The organism is Formosa haliotis, assembly GCF_001685485.1.
Classification (GTDB): domain Bacteria; phylum Bacteroidota; class Bacteroidia; order Flavobacteriales; family Flavobacteriaceae; genus Formosa; species Formosa haliotis.
Genome location: NZ_BDEL01000001.1, coordinates 1499988 through 1523986, shown reverse-complemented (window position 1 = coordinate 1523986; position 23999 = coordinate 1499988). Strand labels below are relative to the sequence as shown.

Genomic DNA, 23999 nt, shown 5'->3' with positions numbered 1-23999 from the left:
TCATTTTAAACGTTATTGTTATTCCAACAAATTGATATAATGCTTTAAATGTGTTTCTAGCAATTCGTACAGCAATTCGGAATTTCGAGATATTTATGCTTCATTACTTTCAGGAAAAATAGAGGGTTTTTTACACTATCAATTAAGGATGCCTTAAATCTCGAAATAAATATTTAAAATTGGTCAATCTAATTTAGGGCAGTAGAGAAAATGAACTAGACGTTGTTAAATTTAAAAGGGTAGTACAGGGAAGTATTCTTATGGGTATTGTTTAAATTTGTTATATCTCAAGTTTTAAAAAAAAAGTACAAAGCAAATTAAAATAGACTATGAATTTATTTAATCTTAAAGATAAAGTAGTACTTGTAACAGGTGCAGGCGGTGTGTTAGGAGGAAGTATGGCAGAATACTTATTAGCAAATGAAGCAACTGTAATTGTATTGCATTACAAACAAAAAACGGTTGAAGCTACTGTTAAAAAGTTAAGGGCTATTTAGCGATAAAGTCGATGGGTTTGTATGTAATGTTGTCGAACAGGAAAGTCTTCAAGAAGCTTCGGATGCCATTATTAAAAAGTACGGAAAAATAGATGTTCTCATTAACGCAGCTGGTGGAAACATGCCAGGAGCAACCATTGGACCAAATCAGTCTTTTTTCGATATTAATATGGACGACTTTAAAAAAGTAGTGGATTTAAATTTATTTGGAAGCATTATCCCCTCGGTTGTTTTTGGTAAAGAAATGGTAAAAAATGGCTCCGGAATTATTATTAATATCTCATCCATGGCTTCAGATCGTGCCATAACTCGCGTTGCAGGGTATTCGGCATCCAAGGCAGCAATAGATAATTATACCAAATGGTTATCAGTAGAACTGGCTACAAAATATGGCGATGGATTACGTGTAAATGCTATTGCTCCTGGGGTTTTTATAGGAAATCAAAACAGAGCATTGTTGCTAAACGAAGATGGTACTTATACCGATAGAGGCCATACCATAATACAAAATACACCAATGAAACGTTTTGGAGAAGCTAACGAATTGCATGGCGCACTACATTTTTTGTGTAGCGATGCATCAAAATTTGTAACAGGTATTGTTATTCCTGTTGATGGCGGTTTTAGTGCTTTTAGTGGCGTTTAAATAAATTATAAAATGAAACAAACATTTAGATGGTTTGGAGTTTCAGACCCCGTAAAATTATCACATATCAAACAAGCAGGAGCCTCAGGAGTTGTAACAGCATTACATCATATACCCAATGGTGAAGTTTGGGAAGTTGACGAGATTTTAAAAGTTAAAAGCACCATTGAAGCACAAGATTTAGAGTGGACTTTTATTGAAAGTATTCCAATCCATGAAAATATAAAGCTAAAAAAAGGCGATTATTTACAGCGCATTGCAAACTATAAACAAAGTTTGAAAAATGTAGCGACCTGCGGCATTAAAAACGTATGTTATAATTTTATGCCTGTTCTGGATTGGACCCGAACTCAATTGTATTGGAAATTACCAAATGGCAGTACAGCCTTGAGATTTGATAAGGTTGAAATGGCAGTTTTTGAAAGTTACATTATGAAACGGAAAGATGTTGAAGCATCATACTCTCCAGAGGTATTAGAGCAAGCTAAACAGTTGTTTGCTAAAATGACTACTGAAGAAAAACAGCAACTTGAAGACAGTATTTTAAAAGGTCTACCCGGAACGGTTGATGATTTAACGATACCTGTTTTTAAGGAAATGATTGCGCAATACGAGCATTTAACCCATGCCGATTTAAAAGCCAATTTATCCTATTTTTTAAATGAAGTTATTCCCCTTTGTGAAACACTTGGCGTTGTTTTGGCCATTCATCCAGACGATCCGCCAATAGATATTATGGGGCTTCCCAGAATTATTAAATCGGAAGCCGATTTAGATGATTTGGTTGGTTTTATTGATAGCCCTTCAAACGGCATTACTTTTTGTACAGGATCATTAGGCGCAAATCCTGATAACGATCTACCAAAAATGATTAAGAAGTTTGCAAACCGCATACACTTTTTACATCTTAGAAATGTGAAAAGAGAAGCTAATGGCAGCTTTTATGAAGACAATCACTTAGAAGGTTCTACAGATATGTATCATGTTGTAAAAGCTGCTTTAGAAATTGAAAATTCACGCAAAGTACAATTGCCTATGCGACCAGATCATGGGCATCAAATGTTGCAGGACTTGGAAACAAATTCGGCTTATTCAGGGTATTCAGCTATTGGTCGTTTAAAAGGTTTAGCTGAGATAAGAGGATTAGAACTTGGCATTTTGCGAAGTTTATAAAAAATTAAACAAAACTAATTAGATAGAGTCTCGTAGATTAATTTAACAAGATTATATAACGAATTTTATATAAAACTTTACAATTATGAATTTATTTCGATGGATTACAGGTGTACTTATAGCTGTTTCGTTTATACATGATGGTACTGCACAGACACTTCAATTTAATAATCCTATTGCTGAAAAACGTGCAGATCCTTGGGTTTACAAAACGGAGGATGGCGAGTATTACTTAATAGCAACCGTACCGGAATATGATAGAATTGTAATACGACAGGCAAAAAGTATAAATGGTTTAAGAGACGCCAAAGAAAAAGTAATTTGGCAGAAGCATAATACAGGAGTAATGGGGCATCATATTTGGGCGCCAGAATTACATAAAATAGAGGGAAAATGGTATATTTATTTCGCAGCAGGGGAAACTGAAAATGTTTGGAATATAAGAATGTGGGTGTTGTCAAATTCATCAAAAGATCCCATGCAAGGAGACTGGATAGAAGAAGGACAAATAATTACAAAAAGAGAGTCCTTCTCGTTAGATGCAACCACCTTTGTGAATAAGGGGAAGCGCTATCTGTTATGGGCACAAAATGTGAGTGAAGAAAATCATGGAACTGGTCTGGTTCTTTCTGAAATGAAAAATCCAACAAGCCTAATAGGACCAGAAGTAGTTTTATCTGAACCCGAATTTGGTTGGGAAAAAGTGAAATATAATGTTAACGAAGGCCCTGCTGTTATTAAAAAATATGATAAAATATTTGTAGCCTATTCTGCAAGTGCAACAAATGAGAATTATTGTATGGGGCTGTTATGGATTAATGAAGATGAAGATTTATTAAATCCTTCTAATTGGCATAAATCGCCAGGCCCTGTGTTTTTTACAAATGAAGATTTAAAACGATATGGCCCAGGTCATAATTCATTTACAACATCTAAGGATGGAGAAACAACAATTATGATTTACCATGCTCGGGACTACAAGCATATCCAGGGTCATGAACTTTCTGATAAAAATCGAGCTACTCGTGCACGAATTGTGAAATGGACAGAATCAGGGTTCCCAGATTTTATGCAAAATACAAAAGATTAGAAGGCTCGCGCTAATAATCTAATATATAGTAGTTTATGTAATTAAAATAATTTTATTTAAACTGAATTTCGCTCTATAAAATTAAAAGGGTTTTTTATTTTACCTTTTTTCTTATTTAAAATCATTTGAGCAGCTGTTTCACCCATAGCCTTAAAATCTGTTGATATTACAGTAATACCTAAAAGCTCTTTAAGAGGCGTATCATTATAAGAGATAATACCAATATTTTCTCCCAGAACAAATTCACTCTCTCTAATCTGTTTAATTAAATTTACTAGATCAGGCTCTTCGATGGTTATAAAAAGGTCGTTCTCTTTTAATATCATATCTTCGTAAACTTCATCTATAATTTCAAAAAGCATATCATGATTTACGCAGAATTTTCTGAACCCGTGCAAAATTCGCCTAGGATATGGGTAGACCGCTTTGTTAGGATATACTAAAAACACTTTCTTGTATTTTTGTATTTTTTTCATGCCTTCAACCAACGCATTGTAGATATCGTTTTCAAAATCCTGATAAATTTCTATACTTGCATCTACTTGGTTTAATTTGTTATTATCTAATATGATAAGTTTTTCTTTTGGTATTTTGTTTATCGAATTAACAATTTTGTCTGTTATACTAATATGTTTTAAATTATCGTTTTTAAAATGAGGCATAATAATATAATAGTCGTACGCCCCTAAATTTTTTTCCATTAAATTTAAAAATAAGGACTCATCGCAATGGTAAATAATTAAATCTGTATGCGAATTTCCTCCAATACTATCTACAAAAGCATTATGTATGCGTAATTTATAAGAGCTCAACTTATTTATTAAGAACAAAATATTAATTTTGGAAATTAACTTTGTACGTGTTATATAATAACCTTTCCCCCTAATTGAAGAAATTATTTTACGATCTTTTAAAACACTATATGCTTTCTCAACTGTATCTCGAGATAAGTAATAATCTTCACTAAATTTATTGATAGATGGGATTTTGTCATCTACTTTTAAATTTCCAATTGAAATATTATAGATTATAGTATCAACAATTTGTTTGTATTTTGGCTTTCTAGAGTTCTCATCGATTTTAATAAATTCTAACATGTCCACAAATTTATTTTCTTTAAGTTTTTTTATTAAAATTATTAATTGAATTGCAATTTAATTATAAATAAGATATAAGTGTGGATATTACATTACTTTTTTTGCAAAAGCCCTATAGTACAGGATGGTTTGTTTTTTTATTTTATTTATCTTTCAGTTATGATATTGTCATTGGAATCTTTGTCTATATAATATTATTAATCAATTATAACCATGTGGTTATATCCTATAGATAAAATAAAAGTTGATATTAGCACTCTATAAATAATTTAATTTCAGACAGATAGTTCTTATATTCTGGGACCGGATTAAAGAATTACAAATTAAGGATGTGGAGAGGTTAATACGGAAATATAGGCATTATTAATTTAAAAAAAATTGTTGAATATAAAATAGTTAATGTCTAGTTACTTTAATTAAATAATAATATTGAGTTTATTTAGTTTGTTTTTTAGTTTGTTTGTTTGATAAGCCTTTCATTAGATTAATATATTAATGAAAGGTTTTATTAATATATTCAATATGGAGTATAATATGTTAGATTTTAATATGGGCTATAAAATGGTGTCAAATTAAAGTCTATGTAAAAATAAGTTAAAAACTTAAACACTTGAAAAACTTTAAAAAACGACTTGCTAAATTTCAAAGGATCAATTCAAATTTAGTTAAAGAGTAGGAGTAATGAATCAAGTTATTTTTTGTGATATGATGAACTTTTAATTGGAGGTTAGAGGACTAAGTATTATTTATTATATGTTTATTACCTATACGAATATTTTTTTTGGTCCAAATTTGGGGCTAAACTCATGTGTTTTAATTACAGCAAATTAATAATAAAAACATTATTTCCTTATTAAATGAGAAGATATCAATAAAAAGGAAATCCTACATTGAGTCGTTTAAGTTGTTATTTATTATTTACCATGATATAGATATAACGTGTTAGAAGGGGGTATAGAGTCTAGTTGCTAGGATTTACTCACAAAATATGTGAAGCAGAATAGTCCAAAGTAAAGTATAGTTTTTCGAAGCCACAAATGAAAGAAATGGGTTTTGGGAATTTATAATAGAAATTTCCTAGATTAAGGAAACAATATTGAGTTAAACATTTCTGGGCAACAGTTTATGGTGTTTGAAGTACAGAAAATATAACAGAAGAAATAATAAATAAATATTAGAACACGACAGAAGTACTAATTCTGATAATCCAAATTTCATTTCTAGAGTAATAACAAAGAGGGGTAGTTTCCAGTGTCATAAACCGTTTGACTTTAGTCTTAGCGGTTTAGCTTGCTGTTTATGAAAATTTTTTAGTAGAATAACATTATATCAAAAGATAATAGTTTATAAATATATTCATTAATCTAAATGAAATAATTCAATTAATTCGGTGGAAACGGGACTGTTATCAGGGTTGGTTTCCATGAGACTTGCCATATATTTCCACCAATTTTTACAAGTTTCAGTTGAAGCAATTTCATTCCAATGTTTTTCCGATTCTATTTCCACATAACCAAAGGTATGGTAAGTGTCTTCATCTAAAAAGATACTGTAATTATGTACCCCGTGAGCCTTAAGCACGTGTTTTAGTTCGCCCCAAATGGGGTTATGACGTTGTTTATATTCTTCAATTTTTTCAGAATATAATTTCATTTTAAAAGCTTTTCTTATCATAAATTTAAGGTGTTAAAGAAGATTGTAGTTGGTTGAAAGTAGCTTTAGATACTTTAAAAATGGTACCATGCCTCGTTCCTTCAGGAAAAGAAATATGCTCTGAAATATCTTCCCAATCTTTTAAATTTTTAGATTGTACAGCGCCGTATTCGTGATTGGTATATTTATCAAAATATATAATCCAATTGCCGTTTACTTTAATAGCACTCGGTCCTTCTGCCCAGTAATTACCGGTAATTGGAGAGCTGGCTTTAGAATAAGGTCCTATTAGTGATTTACTGGTTGCAATTCTAATATTTTTTTCTGCTTTAGGAGTCTTCGTTTCATCCTTTAAAAACATGATATATTGATTGCCTTCTTTTTTAATTGTAGCATCGATGACATTAAAACCAGGTTCGTATAGTAGTTTAGTTTTACTGAAATTTTTAAAGTCTGTTGTGGTCGTAAAATACATTCTGTGGTTATACCCCTTATCGGCATCGGTTTGGGTTTCGGGGAATTTACCCGTAATGGTTGTTGCCCAATAAATGATGAATTGCTTAGACTTAGCATCGTAAGTGACTTCGGGAGCCCAACAGTTTCTGGCTTCAGCTTCGTGTTCCATTACGGGGATATACTGTTGTTTGGACCAATTGATTAAATCCTTAGACTGTGCATAACCAATACCTTTGTCTGTCCAGCCCGTTGTCCAGACCATGTGGTAGGTTTTATCTGGCCCTTGAATAATACACGGGTCGCGCATCAGTTTGTTTGGACCAATTTCGGGTGTTAGTAAACTTTGGTCGTTATTTAAGGCTTTAAATGTATATCCATCCTTGCTGTAGGCTAAATGCAAGCCATCTTCCCCATTGCCTTTAAAATAGGAAAATAGGTAAATTGAATCTTGCTCTTTTAAACTGTCACTTTTTAAATTTAGGGGATTATTATTAACTATGAGGCTATTACTAGTATTGCTAATTTCCGATTTTGCATTTAATTTTAGAATAAAAAAGCAACATAAAATAAGTCTTGCGTAATTGCTGCGGTTTGATGTTAGAAGTTTCATTATTATTTAAAGTCTTAATTATAGTTAAGTGCTGATTATTTAATGCGTTTTAATTGAAAGACATTTATTCGTAAAATTCAATTTCTACAATGCGTAATTGTCCTTTGGCATTGGTGCTTGCTTTATCTTTATATAAGTCTAATTCTTTAGTAGGGTCTACTTCAACAATCTGGTTAAAAGCATCGTTTTCGGTATTGGCACCAATCAGTTCAATTGTAATTGATTTGGCTGAGACAGGTTTCAAGTCAATCGTAATATAACCTAAACTTTGTGATGTTTCTCCTTTAAAAACTTCTGTGTCATCTGCTACTATTCTTATCGGGTAACTTTTGGTACGCCATCCAGTTAATTTAATGACACATTGTTTTACTACAGATTCTTTGGCTAAGGTGTAGGTTATTTTTCCTGTATTTATGCGGCCATCATTACGCCATTCGGTTAATTCGTTATCGTCGTAACTTTGATACGCTGTTTCTGAATTTGCCAAAGCGGTTGCAGAGCGGATAAATACAGGGATTCTTTTAATGGTATACGATGGTGATTTTGGTGTTGATCCACGTTCTAAATTAGACGGTAAATTGTCGCCGGGTAATTGTGTTGAAAGCCCACTCTTAGTCGAAAACCCTGTTGTTTCTAGCTGTATATTTGAAGGTTTTAGATTGTTAGATTTTGCTTGAATGCTAATACGATCGGCTTTTATGCCGGAACGGATCATGATTCTATTAACCCCGTTTTCAACTGGCAACTGTTTACCCAAAATGTAGTTGTTTTTACCTTGTGCTATTCCGCCCAACCAGCTCGCTTCACCTTTTATTGAAAAGTCAATCATACTATTATTAGTAGGGCAGCGGTTTCCGTTTTTATCCACAACTTCAACATCAATTAAAGCGACATCGGCACCATTTGCTAAAAAGCCATCTGGACTTGTGTGCGATGTTAATTTAATAGCAACAGGTTTTCCTGCGGTTGTTTTAGTCGCTTCCGATATTATTGTTCCATCCTCATTATAACTAATAGCTTTTAAGGTGCCAGATTCCCAAGAAATGTCTTTAAAAGTGAATAGAAATTGTTTGGACTGTTCCCCAAAACCTTGCGACTTTCCATTAATAAAAAGTTCCACTTTAGCACCAGAGCTAACAACATACATGTTTTTGGTGGTGCCTTTTTCGTAGTTCCAATGACCTAAAATATGTGTGCGATGTTGTTCGATATCGACCCAACCGTCCCACATTACCTGATGGGCAAAAAAGCCGTCTTTAGGAATACGCATAGGGTCTACTTCGCCACTGGTTCGGTAATTAGATTCGCCTCTGTGGTGCGTATTGGTGTCTGAAAATACAATATTTACACCTCCCGAACTAACGCGATGTCCCGTGCCTGGACGTTCCCGATAATAATCGTACCAACGTGTTATATTCTCGATAGCGTGAGCATCTTGATTGTGATTATATTCGGAGGCATCTTTTCCACGGTATAGCGGACCAACACCTTCTTTATGGTAGGGTGGCGAAAATTCGTCCCAATATTTGCGTAAACCTTCATCTCTGGAATATTCGGTTGCCCAAAGTGGTTTTCCGGCACTTTTGTTTATGTATAGCATTTCGCCACCATATTCAGCTTCTTGGCTATCCAACATTTCTCGCGATCCAATTGCGCGACCCCCAAACGGGTCGTAGGTATTTCGGAGGCTTTTCATTTCATGCATATGGGGTTCGCTAATAACTTCATTTCCGCATTCGTAAAAAATGATACTTGGGTTATTTCGATTGTAAATAATGGCATCGCGCATTAAATTGACGCGTTGTTCCCAATGTGCTCCTTGCGAATCTTTTTCGGCATCTCCCGCAGGCATGGCTTGCATAAGGCCAACGCGATCGCAGGATTCTATATCCTGCTTCCATGGGGTAACATGCATCCAACGGACTAAATTGGCATTACTTTCCAACATCATTTTATTACTAAAATCGCTTAACCATGGCGGAACCGACATGCCTATTGCAGGCCATTCGTTACTGGTTCGTTGGGCATAACCTTTAATTTGTATAACGCGATCGTTTAAAACAACTTCACCATTTTTGAAGGCTGTTTTTCGAAAACCTGTTTTGGTGTTTACTTCGTCTATTGTAATGCCATTTACTTTTAAAATCGTTTTAATAGTATATAAATAACCGTATCCCCAACTCCAGAAATTTAAATCATTCAGCCTTTTGTTGGTTTTTAAAGTTTCTGTTGAATGAGCTGGTAAGGTGTGTTTTTCCGAAGTAAATTCAGCTATTTTTTTGTTGTCCATATCGCGTACTTCAACAACTAACGCGACTTCCTTTTTAGTGTTAAATTCGTTTTTAACCTGAGATTCTATATGGATTGAGGCACTGTTATTTGTCATATCGAAACTTTTAGCATACACATAAACACCAGTTGTTTCTAAATTTGAAAATAGGGGTAAAGTTTGATATAATTTATCGGTAATATGAAGGAAAACATTTTTTGGAATCCCGCCATAATTCGCATTAAAATTTTTGTTATTCCATCGGTATGTGGCATCCGTTGCTGTTTCTTTATAATCCCAGTTGTTGTCTATTCGTAAAGCTATTACGTTTTTATAGGGGTAAGGTTTTAAATAGTTTGAAATATCGAAACCAAAGGCCATAACGCCATTTTCGTGTAGGCCTACTTTCTCTCCATTTACGTAAATTACACCACCTTGCCGGATACCTTCAAATTCGATAAATATTTTTTTGTCTTCTGTGTTTTTTGGAAGCTGAAAGGTTTTTCTATACCAAACAATGCCTGTTGTTAGGTCTACAATGTCTTTTAAAAATGCTTCTTCTTGATTGAAGGCGTAGGGCAGGGTTACGTTTTGCCAATTGGCATCGTTAAAGCTATTGCTTTCGGCTTGGTTGAAGTCTCCGATTTTAAACTTCCAATCGGAATTGAAATTATATTTTATTCTTTTAAAATCTTGAGCACTTAGTAGATTTGACAAAAACAAAACGAGTAAAATTGCGGTGTAACGGTTTAAATAATGGTGACTAATCATAGGTTTTGTGTTATTCCTTATTTTGTTTATATTTCGATTATTTATTTTGAACGCCGTTAGTTGTCATTTTAATCGTTTTATACAGACCATTTTCGTCAAATTCTAATTTGTCGATACAGATGCTTCTGCTATGGCTACCACCATCTGTTTGTATGCCGCCATTATGGTAAATAAAATACCAATTGTCTTTATATTCGATTATGGCCTGATGATTGGTGTTGGAGTTGCCAGCAATCTCATTTATGATGCCTTTGTATTCAAAAGGCCCTTCTGGTTTATCGCTAATGGCGTAAGCAATGCGCTCTGGAAATCCAATGGCAAACGATAAGAAATACAGGCCATCTTTTTTGTGAATCCACGGTGCTTCGGTAAACGGGAAATCGAGTTCACCGTTAAATTTCACTTCTTTAACTCCGTAATTTTTGTCGTAGGAAACCATATCGTCATTGAGTTTTACCAACCAACAAGCGCCATTTCCCCAGTATAACCAAGCTTGACCATCGTCGTCTATCATAACCGTTGGATCGATAGTGCGCCAACTGTGCTTTTTCCCGAAGCTATCGTCGTTAGTTAAAAGTGGCTTGCCAATAGCATCTTTGTAAGGGCCTTTAGGACTGTCTGCAAGCGCTACGCCAATTCCTGTTCGTTGCGAGCTAGAATACCAATAAAATTTACCATTTCGTTCGATAACCTGACTAGCCCAAGCGGCATTTTGTTCACCCCATTTAAAATCGGGGGCTTTTAGCGGTGTTTCATATTCCCAAAAGGTCTCCATATCGGTAGTAGCGAACACACACCAATTGAGGATATTGTATCGTTTTTGCCCGCCTTCAAAATCTTCTCCCGTAAAAATGAACAAGGTGTCGTTATGTACCAAGGCGGCCGGATCGCAAGTGTATTTATGGGTTACAATAGGGTTTCCTGTTGCTTTCCATTTATGAATTATTTTAGATGAATTAACCGCTTGGGCTTGCGACTTTTGTACTAAAAGACACAGACAAAACCCTGTTAATACAATTTTTATATATGTTGTTATTCTAGACTTCATATTGTTATCAATTTAATTGAATAGGTTTAATGCCGGTATGGGTTGGTTTCGTTGGTTTAATACTGCCATCGGCATTAAATTTCAAGGTGTCTATACACACTTCGCGATGGTAACCAGCAGCACGCCCTATGTTGATGCCGTTGGGATACGAAAACCGATGATACACAATGTACCATGCGTCTTTCCCCGGAACTTGAATCACGGAATTATGTCCCGTGGCATAAATGCCCTGACTTGGATCTTTTGCCAAAATGATATTATCTTCAGGAATATGTAATGGACCTGTTGGCGAGTTGGAAGTCGCATAACGAATGCGATAATTCACATGTCTGGTGTCGTTTTCGGACCATAAAAAATAGTAAATGCCGTTACGGTAAAATACTGTCGTGCCTTCGCGGTAATGGGACGGATTTAATAATTTGATGCTGGATTCATCAATTTCAGTCATGTTTGGTTTCAATTCGGCTACCGCCATATAGCCGTTGCCGTAATAGAGGTAATCCTTATTGCTTACAGGGTCATGGAATACTTCGGGATCTATTTCGATACCGCGATTGGTTCCTTCTGGTTTTTTGTCGATTATGCGTTTCCCAGAATCTTTAAAAGGCCCTTCCGGTTCGTCGGCAGTGGCTACACCAATAAATTTTCCCGCCGTAAAATAATAGTAGTACTTGTAACCGGATTTAGTTTTCTTTTCAATGATACAAGGCGCCCACGCGTTGGTGTTAGTCCAAGATACATCTTTTTCCAAATCCAAAATCACGCCCTCATTGTTCCAATCCACTAGGTTGTCAGATGAAAACGCTTCAAAATAAGTGCCCGACCACTCGTTAAAACCATCGGAAGTAGGGTACATATAGAATTTTTTGTTTTTTTCGGAATACATAATATCCGGATCGGCGTAATAGCCTTGCAAAACCGGGTTGTTAGGAATAGGCGCTAGGCCTTCTGGTATGCCGTAAGTTTTAGTTAACGCTTTCAATTCGTTGTTTGTGATGGAAATTACTGTGCCATGTCTGGGCTGAAAATCCATTTGGATATCTTGATCGACGATTTCAAAGTTTTGAAAATCGGTAGTTCTTGTAAATTGATATTGGTGTTTACGGTACACATCGTACATTAAAATATAGTCTTCAGAATTATTCAGTTTGAATAAACCAGAGCCTTCCACATCCTCTTTAGTGCTTTCAACAAAATCGTTGAATTCTATCCAGTTATTACTGGTTAGCGAACGTGTTTTAGCCATTCGTAAACCGTTATTGTCCAGCGTTCCGGTTTTGTAATACATATAATAAATATCATCTTTAAAAATGATATCGCCATCGATACAGAAATCTCCCGATTTAGGAATGAAAAGAGGTTTAGGCTCGCCAATAATATCGGTAAAATCGTCGTTGGTGTAAGCGTAATAAATAATGTCGTTAGCATCGCCGTGCTTCATAGACCAATATATCAGGTATTTTTTTGCTTCGTGATCGAACACGGTTTGTGGTGCCCAAACACGTTTTAAATCCTCATGGCCGCCGTATTTTTTCGGGATGTGAATGACCGAATGTGTCCAATGAATTAAATCGGTCGATTTGAGCATAACAAAAGCCCTGTTAGAATCCCAACCTTTAGAAGTCACCATATCGGTAGCAACCATATAAAATGTTTTGCCATCTTCGGATCTTAAAATATGTGGATCTCGTACACCGCCACTGGAGCTAATGGTTTCCGAATTGATAACCGGTTGATTATTATTTAGTGCCTTAAAATGATAACCATCCTGACTTACAGCAAAGTGAATTTGTTCCTGCGATTGTTTATTTCCTGTAAAATAGGTGAATAAATAAGCGGTATAATCTTTCTCTTCTATGCCTTGTCTTTTTTGACCGTACATTTGGAGGGAAAGGCAGATTAAAATAAGATGTAATGCTGTTAGTTTGGTTGTTGGTTTCATTTAGATGAATTCTTAATGTGTTGGCAATTATTGGAATACTGATGGATTAATAATGAAAAAACGCGGAGTCGTGAATGTGTTAAAAAATTAATTTGCTGTCTCGACTCCGCGTTAGTTATTTAAAAGTTACAAAAGGCAAGCTGTCTAATTAGGTATAATTATTTTTCTTCCAATCTATAAACTTCGGTACCGGCTAATAAGAAGCAACCTAAACCGTAATCTTCAAAATCTGGAACTTTGTCGTAAGACAACGGCTGACCATCTTTTGGTTCTTTACCAGTAGATTGTAACCAACCTAAGAATCCGTTTTTATGAACCGCTTCCTTAACCATCGCATTCCAACCTTTTAAAAGTACAGGCAAGTAAGTGTCGCGATCTAAAATGCCTGTGTTTACACCATAAGCCATCGCATAGACGAACAGTGCTGTTCCCGAAGTTTCTTTACCGCCAAAATGTTTTGGGTCGTGTAAGCTAACATTCCAAAAACCATCTTTTCGCTGAATTGGCACTAAGGCTTCGGCCATTGCTTTAAAATCTTTAATGTACTGGTCGCGATGTGGCGCATCTTCTGGCATAATGTTTAATACGCGCGCCAAAGCTGCGATTACCCAACCATTACCGCGACTCCAATACGAATCTTCACCATTTGGTTCGGTGTAAGGCGGATCGAAATCGGCATCGCGCCACCATAAACCATCTTTTGGGTTGTAAAGGCCTTTTTCGCCATGTTTATCGCGGGTATACATGTACATGTCGTACATTTTTTCGTAATAGCGATTATCGTTTTCCAACACGCCCATTTTCGCAAAAACAGGCATGCCCATTTGTAAAGCGTCAATCCACCACCAATCGTCATTTTGAGGTGTATTTAACAACATGTTCATACAGGCTCTGGTGCTTTTTAGCATTTTAGGATCAGGCGTTAAATTGTATAAATCGATATAGGTTTGTGCCGCACAATAATCGTCTGCATTGCGGTTTGCTGCTCCGTATCTAAAATTCCATTTATGAAATTCGGACCAGTCATATGCGTATTGATAGTATTCTTCTTTTGGCCAAATATTGTACAAGGCCATTAAACCTTCGTAATACACGCCGCGCGTCCAGATGTTACTTGGGCGTTCTTTATTAGTGACGATAGTTTTACCAACATCGGGCCACTTTTTCATAAAGTAATCGTTGGTTAAAATCATGGTTTCTAATACGGCTTTTCGGTCGGGTAAGTCTTGAGCAAATACCGACGAAAAGCTTGCCAGAGTTAGGCAAATACAAAGGATTTTATTTTTCATGTGTTATAAGTTTTAAGGGTGTTAATGTTATAGGATTCAATAAACCAGAAGGCATTGGCTTCCATTTAGTCGCATCGAATTTTTGATAGTCTTTATCGACCATATTGATTTCGTAGAAATTTTTCCATTCCTCGCCACGCATTTCTTTGGCTCTAATGCGATTGGCCGCGAGGTTGGTTACTTCTATGGTTAATTGATTGTCGCCAGCTTGTAAATTATCCAATTTTAATTGATAAGGCACCGACCAAGCCGTTCCTACAAGTTTGCCATTAAGCCAGACTTTAGCACTTTCTCTAACATCGCCTAAATGAAGTTGCCAATGTTTAATGGCAGTATCAGGATTTTTAAAGTTGATACTGTATTTTGCAGTTCCTGAAAATGCTTCGTATTCCGGATCTAAAGTCGTCCAGGAAACTAAATCTAAAATTTCGGTGGCTTGCGGTAGTTTTGGACCACCTTTTATAAATTCGAGTTTCCAAGTTCCTGAAATAGGATAGGTTTCTTTTTCGGTTTCAAAATACTGCCAGTCGGCAATGGAGCTATTTGTTTCTGTTTTTAAGAATAGCGATTGTCCTGGTTCAATTTGGACTTTAACCAAAGTTTTGTTGTCGCTGTTTTTTGTTGCAGCCTTTCCGAAATGTCGCGTTAACGGATCGAAAATAATCACATCTTTGTTGCTGCTGTTTATCGGAATAAAGCTGTTAACCGGCTTGGCTGTGTGATTAACAAGATAATAAATGGTCTCGCCATCAACCGCACGTTTTATGTATTTAAGTCCAGTATTTACTAAAGTTTCCGGGTGAATATTTGCTTTTGCTAAATCGGAAAACACATCACTACTTGTTGTAATGGTTTTAGCTACGGTTTGCAATTCATTATTTTGTTGCTCTAAATTGAAATTACCAGGCACCGATTTTGGTTTGTTTTCAAAAATGATGGAAGCGCCTTGTTTTTGTAATTCCATTAATTTCTTCAATGTTTTCAAGGGCATGTTGTCGCAGTGCGGAATCACTAAAGATTTATATTGTCCGCCGGGTACGATAATATGGCCATTTTCAACTTTAGCTTGGGCAATAAAATTATCCGAAATAAAATCCAAGGAATAGCCTTGTTGCATTAAGTTGGTTGTGGTTTTGTAAAACGGCGTGTCGTGTAACCATTCATCCAAAGAGTGAATTTTAAACTGAAAAAATAAGGTGCCTTTCAAATAATCGTCCCAAACATCGTAAATAGGCCAGTACAGCAAGACGTCATTATCGGCTTGTCCCGATTGTAAAAACGATTGACAATTGGCGATATAACTAAATAATTCCGATTCATCTTCGCCAATTGTAAGGTTCGGATTGAAGTTTGTTGAAGCGTAGAATTTCCATCCCGGCCAAGCAGCGCGGTCTGGCGAGTAGGTGGTACCGTGTAAAAACACGTGGTTGATACCGTTTAAAAATAAATCTTCTAACTCTGGTTTACATTGCGAAAGCGCTACTTTAAAATGATCTCTTAACCAAGTAAACGTTTCAGACGAGGTTAAAGGTTTGCCTGCAATATGTGCTGCAGAGGAAGAGAATTTAAGCATTACGGGATCGGCATCACCTTCGCGGATGTCTTCTTGTTCTCTGCGGAATCCCGGAATATCGTAAGGCATAGAACCGAAGGTTTCGCATTCTGGAATATCGGCAGCCGCATACATATCTATTAAATTACCAGGGGAGCCATGAGCCTGCAATCTGGATTTAAAATTATGTTTATGTGCCCAATTTGTCCAAGGTTCATCAAAATCGTGCAACAATAAATCCGATAGCGTTTCGCGATAATCACTTTTAATACGGTTTGCTATTGGATCGTCTGCTTCTTTCAATAACAGATTAATATAGGGCTTTAAGTCGTAACCGCGTAAGTTTTGAAAAGCTTCAAAAAAGTTAGGTGTAAAATTGGTACCGTACACCTCGAAACTATCGTTGAAAATGGATCTGATTTTTCCATTAAAGCCCACCAAAGCCGTATCGAATGGTTTTACATAAGCGTTTAAAGCGGCTTTGGAATAATGATCTAAGGTAAAGCCATCACCACCCGGTGCGGCGCGTTTTACTTTCTGGCCAGTTTTACCTTCAAAAATAGCATATATGTCGTAATTAGAATCTGTTGGCGTCCAATTTAATTGCTGATTCTCAACTTGCTTTGTCAAATTGTGGTAGGTGCCGTTTTCGCCATATGCTAACACATAAAGTAATTTGGCAGGTTGTTTTTCTTTCGGATTTTCAACAACAATGGTTTTGTTAAATATTGCTCCTTTTTTTACATTATATTTTTGGGATATCAGTTTTGTAGCCGCAAATTCAGGTGTAACTTGTGGCCCACCATAAGGCCAACCCGTTCCTAAAGTTAAGTCTACTTGCATGTTTAAACTATCTGCAATTTTAATGGTGTAATCTAGCATTTCCATCCATTTTGGAGATAGATAATCTATAAAATGATCTTCTTCCCCTTTAACCCCATATATGGGCGCTATTTCTACGCCTCCTATACCAACTTTGTGGAGTTTGATTAAATTGTCTTTAATGTTGGGTTTGTCTACAGCGCTACCCATCCACCACCAACGGGTCCAGGGTTTAGAAGTGTTTTTAATGTTTGGCCAAGCTTCTTTGTTTTTCTGTTCATTTTGGGCTTTTATAGTACAAGATGTAACAATAATAGCTGTTAGAAATACAATGATATAGGTATGTTTTATCATGTTTAAATGTTAGATTTTTTCAATTCAACGGCATAAATTTGTGTGTTGCTTTCAAAATTAGCTCTAAAAATAACCCATTTACCATCAGGTGAAAAATGAACGTTAGGTTCGAGATTATAATCATGATGTGCCATGTTTACCAATTTTTCAGAAACCAATGAATCTTTAGTAGGAGTGAAGTGGTATAACCATTTACCATCTTTGGCATGTGCTACCTGACTTTCATCGCCGCCGTCTCCAGCAAATGTTTTTAAATCTGGTGATATATTATAATGTATAGACCATTCATCTCTTTTTAAACCGTACTGTGTTTCATCAACTGTATCCAAATGTTTACCTGCTACATAAAAAGTTTCTCCTCTTGGAATTTGAAGGTCGAACCAAATGGTATTACCATCAGGACTAAAAAATTCATGGCCTGCTATTTCACGATCTACCGTTCTTTTATGGATGAGTTGCTTTTCCTTGGTTTTAATGTTAATATTCCAAATTCTATCTACTTTATGCCATGGACCCTCGTGGCAATACATTAATAGATCTGGATTGGTTGGTGAAAACTGTAAATGATTTAGCCAGGCCCGTTCTTTATAAATAGGCTGCATTTGTTTGGTTTCTATATTAATAGTTACTAAAGTGCGTTCTGATTTGGCTTCATATATTTTATCGAAATTGCCGTTACCGTCTAAAGTTTTTCGAAGTAAGTCGTCTTCCTTTTTACTAATAATTGTACCTGCTAACAAATTTTCTGAAGCATTTAAGGTAACCACCGAACCTCTTACGCTATCTGGAAATTTATAAATGAATTCATTTTTTTTTGTATCAATATGCGTGGCAAAAATACTATCGTTTATGGTGTAATATACTTTTCTTGTTTGGACTCCAAGAATTTCACCATATTTATTCCCTGGCTTATTGGTGATTTGTTCTGTTTCCTGCGTTTCTAAGTTTACTGTGTATAAATGTTTAGCATTTCCGTTGCCGCCATAAAAAATCATTAAATCGGTATTACCATCTTTAGATTTTAGGAAAGGATTATTGTGGAAGTAAAAACTACGGTTTGTACCGATTCTGTTTGTAAGCTTTCTTATTCTATGTTTTGTGACTTTATCAATCCAAATGGCAGGCATTGCGTCTAAGCTTCCCGTTTCTAAAAACGGAAGTTTACCTGAAATATCTACACCTTTTTTTTGTTCTGTTTTACAACCCAAAAAAACTGCTATTAAAAAAAAGTTAAAAACTATCTGGGATTGGAGTTTCATAAATAATATTTACTAGATAAATGACTTCTAAACAGTTTTAAAATTAGATTATTTCAAATGTACTTGTATCCTGTAGCATCCTGTACTATGAGTTAAATGGTTGTGATAATTTAGGTATTTATTTCGTTTTTAGTGAGTTGGCTTTTTGTTTAAGTGAAAATCATAATTTATTAATCAATTAGCAATTAATTGCTGTTCTGTAAATAGTAAGATAAGTAAATAAGGAAAGTTTTAAATTCAATAAAAAAATATTAATTATTTGTTAATTTTTTAATCATTTGTTTTGTAGGTGTTTATGTTTATTTTTTCTAGTAAAAAGTAGAAAGTTCAGGTAAGCACAGGATGGTATCATTTTGTCTATAATATATATTTGGGTAAATAAACATCTAACTATTTTATTAATATGAGAAGAAAACTAATTTATTTATTGGTATTTGTTTTTTCTTTATTATCGAGCGCCAGTTATGCTCAAACCAAGGTAATACAAGGAACAATAATTGATGACTCAGGTATGCCTATACCGGGAGTTAATGTGATACTAAAAGGTACCACAAAAGGAACAGTTTCCGATTTTGATGGAAACTATGAAATTTCTGCATTAGCAGGTGAAACATTGGTATTTTCTTACGTTGGATTTCTAACAGTTGAAAAAAATGTAGGTTCTTCTAATGTACTGGATGTTGTACTGAATCCTGATACTGCTGTTTTGGAAGAAGTATTGGTTGTTGGTTATGGAACACAGAAAAAAAGTGATATTACAGGAGCCATTTCTTCAGTTTCCTCAGAGGAATTAGTCATTCAGCCAACTAGTAATGCTTTACAAGGTGTGCAAGGAAAAGCTGCAGGGGTAGATATTACCTCTAATGCGCGTCCAGGAGAAGTCGGAAGTATTCGAATTCGAGGAAATAGATCTATTTCCGGAGGTAATGGTCCACTATATGTTGTAGACGGGGTACCATTGCAAACAGGTGGTTTGGAAATGTTAAACACAAATGATATTGAATCGATTGAAATTCTAAAGGACGCATCGGCTACAGCTATTTATGGATCACGAGGTTCAAATGGTGTGGTATTGGTGACTACAAAAAGAGGAAGTGGTGGAAAAATGCAAATTAATTTTGAAAACTCAGTGTCTTTTGAAGAAATCTATGATAAAGCCGATTATTTCAACGGAGGTGAATACGCTAAATATAGAAGAGATGCTTTACGAACAGCAGGTTTGTACAATGATGCAGACGGTAATGTTATGAATTATGCAGACCCAGTAAAAGATTTTCAATATTTTGGACAAGACGCTTCGGCTTGGGAGAGTATCGCAGCAGGATACACATGGGTAGATAAGGATAATTTGATTCCACAATTAGATCAAAATGGAAATCCTATTTATGATGAATCTAATGTGCGTACCACGGATTGGGCAGATTACGTTACACAAACAGGGATAACCGAGCAATATAATTTAAGTGCAAGTGGAGGTACAGAAAAACTTAAAGCCTTTGTGTCTGGAGGTTATTTACATCAAACGGGAGCTGTAAAAGGCCAAGAGTATACTAAATATACAGGGTTAGTAAGTGCTGAACTTAAAGCTACGGAATGGTTTACCATGGGAGGTACTTTAAATACATTATATAGTGTACAAGACTATGGATATGTAGAAGGAGGCTCGAGAGGTGCTGGCAATTTATATGCTAAAGCTCGAGGACAATTACCTTTTGCTGTGCCGTATGATGCTGATGGAAATTTTATTTTCAATCCAGGAGCTGATACAAATATTGTAAATCCAATTAGGGATTTTGAAGAAGTTATTAATGAGCGAACAAATTTAAGAGTTTTTGGAAGTTTCTTTGCTAATTTTAGAATAATTGAAGGTCTTAATTTTAAAACCATTTTTGGACCAGATATTAGAACGTATAAGAACGGACAGTTCCAAACAGCAGATTCTAGTTTAAGAGGAGGTGGTGCTCCTTCTTCAACAAATTATGCTAGGTCAGATGAGGGGAGAAATTTATCTTGGACCTTAGAGAATTTACTAACCTACGATAAAACTTTTAATGAAAATCATCGTTTAGGGGTAACATTATTACAAAGTTCGTCTGCGATCCAAAATGAATCTTCTAGTATGGTAGCATCTGATTTACCTTACGATAGTCAACTATGGTATAACTTAGGTTCTACAAACAGAGGAGCTCTAGACGGTTGGGGTTCTGGATATAGTAAACAAACTTTATTATCTTACATGGCCCGTGTTAATTATGCCTTTAAAGATAAATATATTGTAACTGTTACAGGACGTTCAGATGGGTCCTCAGTGTTAAGTCAAGGACATAAATGGGACTTCTTTCCTTCTGTAGCATTGAAATGGAAACTAGATGAAGAAATCTTCCTTCAAGATGTTTCATGGATTAGTCAATTGGCATTAAGAGGTGGTTATGGTACAGTTGGTAACCAAGCGGTAGATCCATATGGTACATCTGGAGCATTACAATCGTCGGCTTATGTGTTTGGTAGTGATCCTGCAAAAGGTTACATTACAGGAGATCCAAAAGCCTCAGAAGCCAATAGAGGCTCTATACCAAATAGAACCTTAGGATGGGAAAAGACAAGCTCGTTTAATTTTGGGTTGGATTTTGGATTCTTCAAAAACAGATTAACAGGGTCTATCGATTACTACAGTGCTGATACTAAAGATATTTTATTAGACAAGCGTCCAAATTCGGTTACTGGTTATGGTAATATTACTGTAAATGCTGGTGAAACAAAAAACAGCGGTATTGAAATTGCGTTATCCTCTATAAACGTTGATTCTAAAGATTTTACTTGGTCTACAGACTTTACTTTTACTAAAAATAAAGAAGAAATTGTAAGCTTGGTGACTGGGGAAGATGATTTAGTTAACCGTTGGTTTATTGGGCAGCCTATTAGTGTATACTACGATTACGAAAAAACAGGTATATGGCAACTAGACGATGCCGAAGAAATGGCATTGTTCAACGCTAACGGACACGATTACAAGGCTGGAGATATAAAAGTTAGAGATATAAATGGCGATAATAAAATTGACGCTAACGAAGATCAGAAAATTATTGGACAGGCAAACCCTAAATGGATTGCAGGTTTACAAAATACTTTTACCTATAAAAACTTCGAGCTTTATGTGTTTTTATTCTCTAGATGGGGGCATACGGTATCAGGGGGAGCAGTAGATATGCAAGGCCGCTATGCTAGTAGAAAGGTAGATTATTGGAGACCAGATAATCCAACAAACGAATATCCTATCGCAGATTTTAATAACGGAGGGCAACCAGTACATTATAGTGCAATGAATTATCAAGACGGATCTTTTGTAAAACTGAGAAACCTTTCTTTAGGATATTATATGCCAGATCAAGTACTAGATAATTTAGGGATGACAAAATTTAAAATTTATGCTCAAGCTAACAACCCTTGGTTGTATTCTAAAACGGATTTTATAGATAGTGATGGTGCTCCAACAAGTTTTGTATTAGGATTAAGTTTAATATTTTAATAAAAAAAACAATGAAAAAAATATTAATAATAACATTAATTAGTGTTACAGGATTATTATCGTCATGTAGCGACTTTTTAGAGGAAGAAATGGTTTCTACGCTAACCCAAGAGCGTTACGATACTAAAGAAGGAATAGAAGAGTTGGTTAATGGAGCATACGAAGGCTTACGTTACCATCATAATTACGAATGGTCATATACCTTAACAAATTATGGAACAGACGAATTTACAAATGGAGGAGGTAGAGACCATGTACAATGGAATACATATTCTCCTGTTTTAGATCCTTTGGAAACAAGAAATTTAGCTCCTCTTTGGGATAATATGTATGCTCAAATAAACTTATGTAATATTGGTATTCAAAATATTCCAGTGGTTTTAGGGGATCCATTAGATGAAGAACTAATGAAAACTCGTTTAGGAGAAGTATACTTTTTAAGAGGGTTCGATTATTTAAAATTGATTGAACAATTTGGAGGAGTTCCAATAACAACATCACCTATATCGGAAGATACGGCAGAGTTTCCTAGAGCAAGCAAGGAAGATGTTTTTAACCTAATAATAGAAGATTTAACACGTGCAGAGGAATTGCTTCCAGCAACACCTGGTCAAGTAGGTCGCATTACAAAAACTGCAGCTCAACATTTTTTAGCCAAAGTATATTTAAATAGAGCTAGCGAACAAAATGCAGATTTGACACAATCTACAGATTTGGAGAACGCTGCAAAGTTTGCAGAAATGGTGATTTCTAGCCGCACATTGGCCCCAGACTATAACGATATATTTAACTATACAAGTGTTAATGGACCAAATGAAACTTTAAGTGAAATTATTTTATCATCACAATTCGATGATACACAAGCATTATTGGGACGCTATGGTAACCAAACACATATGTATTTTTTATCGGTATATAGAAATTTCCCTGGAATGACAAGAAACCTTTATGATGGTAGAGAATTTCAACGTTTAAAACCTACAGATTTTGCTCTAGATGTATTTGATAGAAAAAACGATTCTCGTTTTTATAAGAGTTTTCAAACAAGTTATACTGCTGTAAATACCAATGGTATTCCTAATTGGTCTGCTACAAATGCACCAGACCCAAGTCTAGTTGGTCAACCTAAGTTTGGAATAGGGGATACTGCTATTGTTATGTTAATAAATGATGAAGAAGATAATAGGTTTACGCCTGAATACAAGGATTCCTTTGCCCCTCTTATGCTAGTAAGATATACAAATGATTCGGAAGGAACGGATTACGATGTAAGTACTTATCCTTCATTATCTAAATATAGAGACCCTTTTCGTACATCTTTTAATGATGCAAAAGGAACCAGAGATGGGATCTTAGCACGTCTTGGAGAGACATATTTGATTGCCGCAGAGGCATATGGTAGAATGGGTGATTATGGTACAGCTTTAAACTATATTAATCAAATAAGGAGTAGAGCGGCTTTTAAAGAAGGGGAAGCTAGAAGTTCTGTTTATTATTTAGCAGAACAGGTTGCAGAAGGAGACGAAACAAGTACTCTTAGCGCAATGCAAGCAACAGAAGCATATTTTACACCTGGTACTCAGGAGTCTGCAGGAGAATTATATCCTCCAGGAGTATCTTCAAAACCAGAAATGTTTATTCATTTTGTTCTAAATGAAAGAGCTCGAGAGCTGATGGGGGAATTCCATCGTTGGGTAGATTTAGCACGAACAAATACATTAGTTAGTAGAGCAAAAGCATTCAATCCAGAAGCAGCTCCTAATGTTGATCAACATCATGCATTAAGACCGATACCTCAAAGCTATTTAGAATCGGTAACAGTAGGAGGAAATTTGTTGCCTCCAGACGAAAGAAACCAAATGCAAAATCCAGGTTATTAATTTATAATAGTTAATAATTGTGTTTTTTAAAACGGCAAACGCTATTATAATTTTTATAATAGCGT

The 23999-nt window shown here is 35.4% G+C and carries 14 protein-coding genes and 1 pseudogene; 6 read left to right on the top strand and 9 right to left on the bottom strand.

From position 1 onward, the window contains the following. Nucleotides 1-329 precede the first annotated feature (329 nt). The 4 genes and pseudogenes from A9D35_RS19650 (at nucleotide 330) to A9D35_RS06000 (ending at nucleotide 3406) form a co-directional block, all read left to right on the top strand. Nucleotides 330-497, top strand: a complete 168-nt coding sequence (locus A9D35_RS19650; protein WP_369692151.1) for an SDR family NAD(P)-dependent oxidoreductase — start codon at nucleotides 330-332, stop codon at nucleotides 495-497. A 61-nt stretch (nucleotides 498-558) separates the two neighbouring features. Next, nucleotides 559-1143, top strand: a pseudogene (locus tag A9D35_RS06010) (SDR family oxidoreductase); the annotation flags it as partial. Between the two features lie 12 nt (nucleotides 1144-1155). Next, complete coding sequence (gene uxuA, locus A9D35_RS06005) at nucleotides 1156-2316, top strand: mannonate dehydratase (protein ID WP_066220351.1); 1161 nt, start codon at nucleotides 1156-1158, stop codon at nucleotides 2314-2316. Between the two features lie 85 nt (nucleotides 2317-2401). Continuing rightward, the gene (locus tag A9D35_RS06000) at nucleotides 2402-3406 is read left to right on the top strand and encodes a glycoside hydrolase family 43 protein (RefSeq protein ID WP_066220349.1); all 1005 of its coding nucleotides are present in this window, start codon (nucleotides 2402-2404) and stop codon (nucleotides 3404-3406) included. A 56-nt stretch (nucleotides 3407-3462) separates the two neighbouring features. Here A9D35_RS06000 and A9D35_RS05995 read toward each other — a convergent pair whose 3' ends face one another. From A9D35_RS05995 to A9D35_RS05955, 9 genes are all read right to left on the bottom strand, one after another. After that, complete coding sequence (locus tag A9D35_RS05995; protein WP_066220346.1) at nucleotides 3463-4503, bottom strand: GntR family transcriptional regulator; 1041 nt, start codon at nucleotides 4501-4503, stop codon at nucleotides 3463-3465. A gap of 1359 nt (nucleotides 4504-5862) precedes the next feature. Beyond that, nucleotides 5863-6177: an L-rhamnose mutarotase gene (gene rhaM, locus A9D35_RS05990; protein ID WP_066220341.1), complete on the bottom strand. Its 315-nt coding sequence runs from the start codon at nucleotides 6175-6177 to the stop codon at nucleotides 5863-5865. A 4-nt stretch (nucleotides 6178-6181) separates the two neighbouring features. Next, the gene (locus tag A9D35_RS05985) at nucleotides 6182-7222 is read right to left on the bottom strand and encodes a glycoside hydrolase family 43 protein (RefSeq protein ID WP_083191643.1); all 1041 of its coding nucleotides are present in this window, start codon (nucleotides 7220-7222) and stop codon (nucleotides 6182-6184) included. A 64-nt stretch (nucleotides 7223-7286) separates the two neighbouring features. Beyond that, complete coding sequence (locus A9D35_RS05980) at nucleotides 7287-10208, bottom strand: DUF4982 domain-containing protein (protein WP_235817861.1); 2922 nt, start codon at nucleotides 10206-10208, stop codon at nucleotides 7287-7289. Nucleotides 10209-10299: 91 nt separating this feature from the next. Continuing rightward, on the bottom strand, nucleotides 10300-11310 hold the full coding sequence (locus A9D35_RS05975; RefSeq protein WP_083191642.1) for a glycoside hydrolase family 43 protein: 1011 nt from the start codon (nucleotides 11308-11310) through the stop codon (nucleotides 10300-10302). A 7-nt stretch (nucleotides 11311-11317) separates the two neighbouring features. Further along, nucleotides 11318-13252 (bottom strand): family 43 glycosylhydrolase, encoded by a 1935-nt coding sequence (locus A9D35_RS05970; protein ID WP_066220332.1) that lies wholly within the window; start codon nucleotides 13250-13252, stop codon nucleotides 11318-11320. A gap of 158 nt (nucleotides 13253-13410) precedes the next feature. Further along, the gene (locus A9D35_RS05965) at nucleotides 13411-14541 is read right to left on the bottom strand and encodes a glycoside hydrolase family 88/105 protein (protein ID WP_066220329.1); all 1131 of its coding nucleotides are present in this window, start codon (nucleotides 14539-14541) and stop codon (nucleotides 13411-13413) included. Continuing rightward, complete coding sequence (locus A9D35_RS05960) at nucleotides 14531-17269, bottom strand: glycosyl hydrolase (RefSeq protein ID WP_066220327.1); 2739 nt, start codon at nucleotides 17267-17269, stop codon at nucleotides 14531-14533. Before A9D35_RS05960 ends, A9D35_RS05965 begins: the two co-directional genes overlap by 11 nt. Before the next feature lie 2 nt (nucleotides 17270-17271). Further along, nucleotides 17272-18477 carry an oligogalacturonate lyase family protein gene (locus tag A9D35_RS05955; RefSeq protein ID WP_066225854.1) on the bottom strand — a complete coding sequence of 402 codons (1206 nt, stop codon included), beginning with the start codon at nucleotides 18475-18477 and terminating at the stop codon, nucleotides 17272-17274. Nucleotides 18478-18931: 454 nt separating this feature from the next. Here A9D35_RS05955 and A9D35_RS05950 point away from each other — a divergent pair, with 454 nt between their 5' ends. Together A9D35_RS05950 and A9D35_RS05945 are read left to right on the top strand one after the other, a co-directional pair. After that, nucleotides 18932-22054, top strand: a complete 3123-nt coding sequence (locus tag A9D35_RS05950) for a SusC/RagA family TonB-linked outer membrane protein (protein ID WP_066220325.1) — start codon at nucleotides 18932-18934, stop codon at nucleotides 22052-22054. Between the two features lie 11 nt (nucleotides 22055-22065). Next, a complete protein-coding gene (locus tag A9D35_RS05945; RefSeq protein WP_066220321.1) occupies nucleotides 22066-23934 on the top strand; it encodes a RagB/SusD family nutrient uptake outer membrane protein in 1869 nt (622 codons plus the stop codon). The last annotated feature ends 65 nt before the right edge of the window (nucleotides 23935-23999 follow it).

What these genes read in the sequence shown, in the direction of transcription:
- A9D35_RS19650 (WP_369692151.1), top strand. Translation starts at nt 330, where the DNA reads ATGAATTTATTTAATCTTAAAGATAAAGTAGTACTTGTAACAGGTGCA.
- uxuA (WP_066220351.1), top strand. Translation starts at nt 1,156, where the DNA reads ATGAAACAAACATTTAGATGGTTTGGAGTTTCAGACCCCGTAAAATTA.
- A9D35_RS06000 (WP_066220349.1), top strand. Translation starts at nt 2,402, where the DNA reads ATGAATTTATTTCGATGGATTACAGGTGTACTTATAGCTGTTTCGTTT.
- A9D35_RS05995 (WP_066220346.1), bottom strand. Translation starts at nt 4,503, where the DNA reads ATGTTAGAATTTATTAAAATCGATGAGAACTCTAGAAAGCCAAAATAC.
- rhaM (WP_066220341.1), bottom strand. Translation starts at nt 6,177, where the DNA reads ATGATAAGAAAAGCTTTTAAAATGAAATTATATTCTGAAAAAATTGAA.
- A9D35_RS05985 (WP_083191643.1), bottom strand. Translation starts at nt 7,222, where the DNA reads ATGAAACTTCTAACATCAAACCGCAGCAATTACGCAAGACTTATTTTA.
- A9D35_RS05975 (WP_083191642.1), bottom strand. Translation starts at nt 11,310, where the DNA reads ATGAAGTCTAGAATAACAACATATATAAAAATTGTATTAACAGGGTTT.
- A9D35_RS05970 (WP_066220332.1), bottom strand. Translation starts at nt 13,252, where the DNA reads ATGAAACCAACAACCAAACTAACAGCATTACATCTTATTTTAATCTGC.
- A9D35_RS05965 (WP_066220329.1), bottom strand. Translation starts at nt 14,541, where the DNA reads ATGAAAAATAAAATCCTTTGTATTTGCCTAACTCTGGCAAGCTTTTCG.
- A9D35_RS05960 (WP_066220327.1), bottom strand. Translation starts at nt 17,269, where the DNA reads ATGATAAAACATACCTATATCATTGTATTTCTAACAGCTATTATTGTT.
- A9D35_RS05950 (WP_066220325.1), top strand. Translation starts at nt 18,932, where the DNA reads ATGAGAAGAAAACTAATTTATTTATTGGTATTTGTTTTTTCTTTATTA.
- A9D35_RS05945 (WP_066220321.1), top strand. Translation starts at nt 22,066, where the DNA reads ATGAAAAAAATATTAATAATAACATTAATTAGTGTTACAGGATTATTA.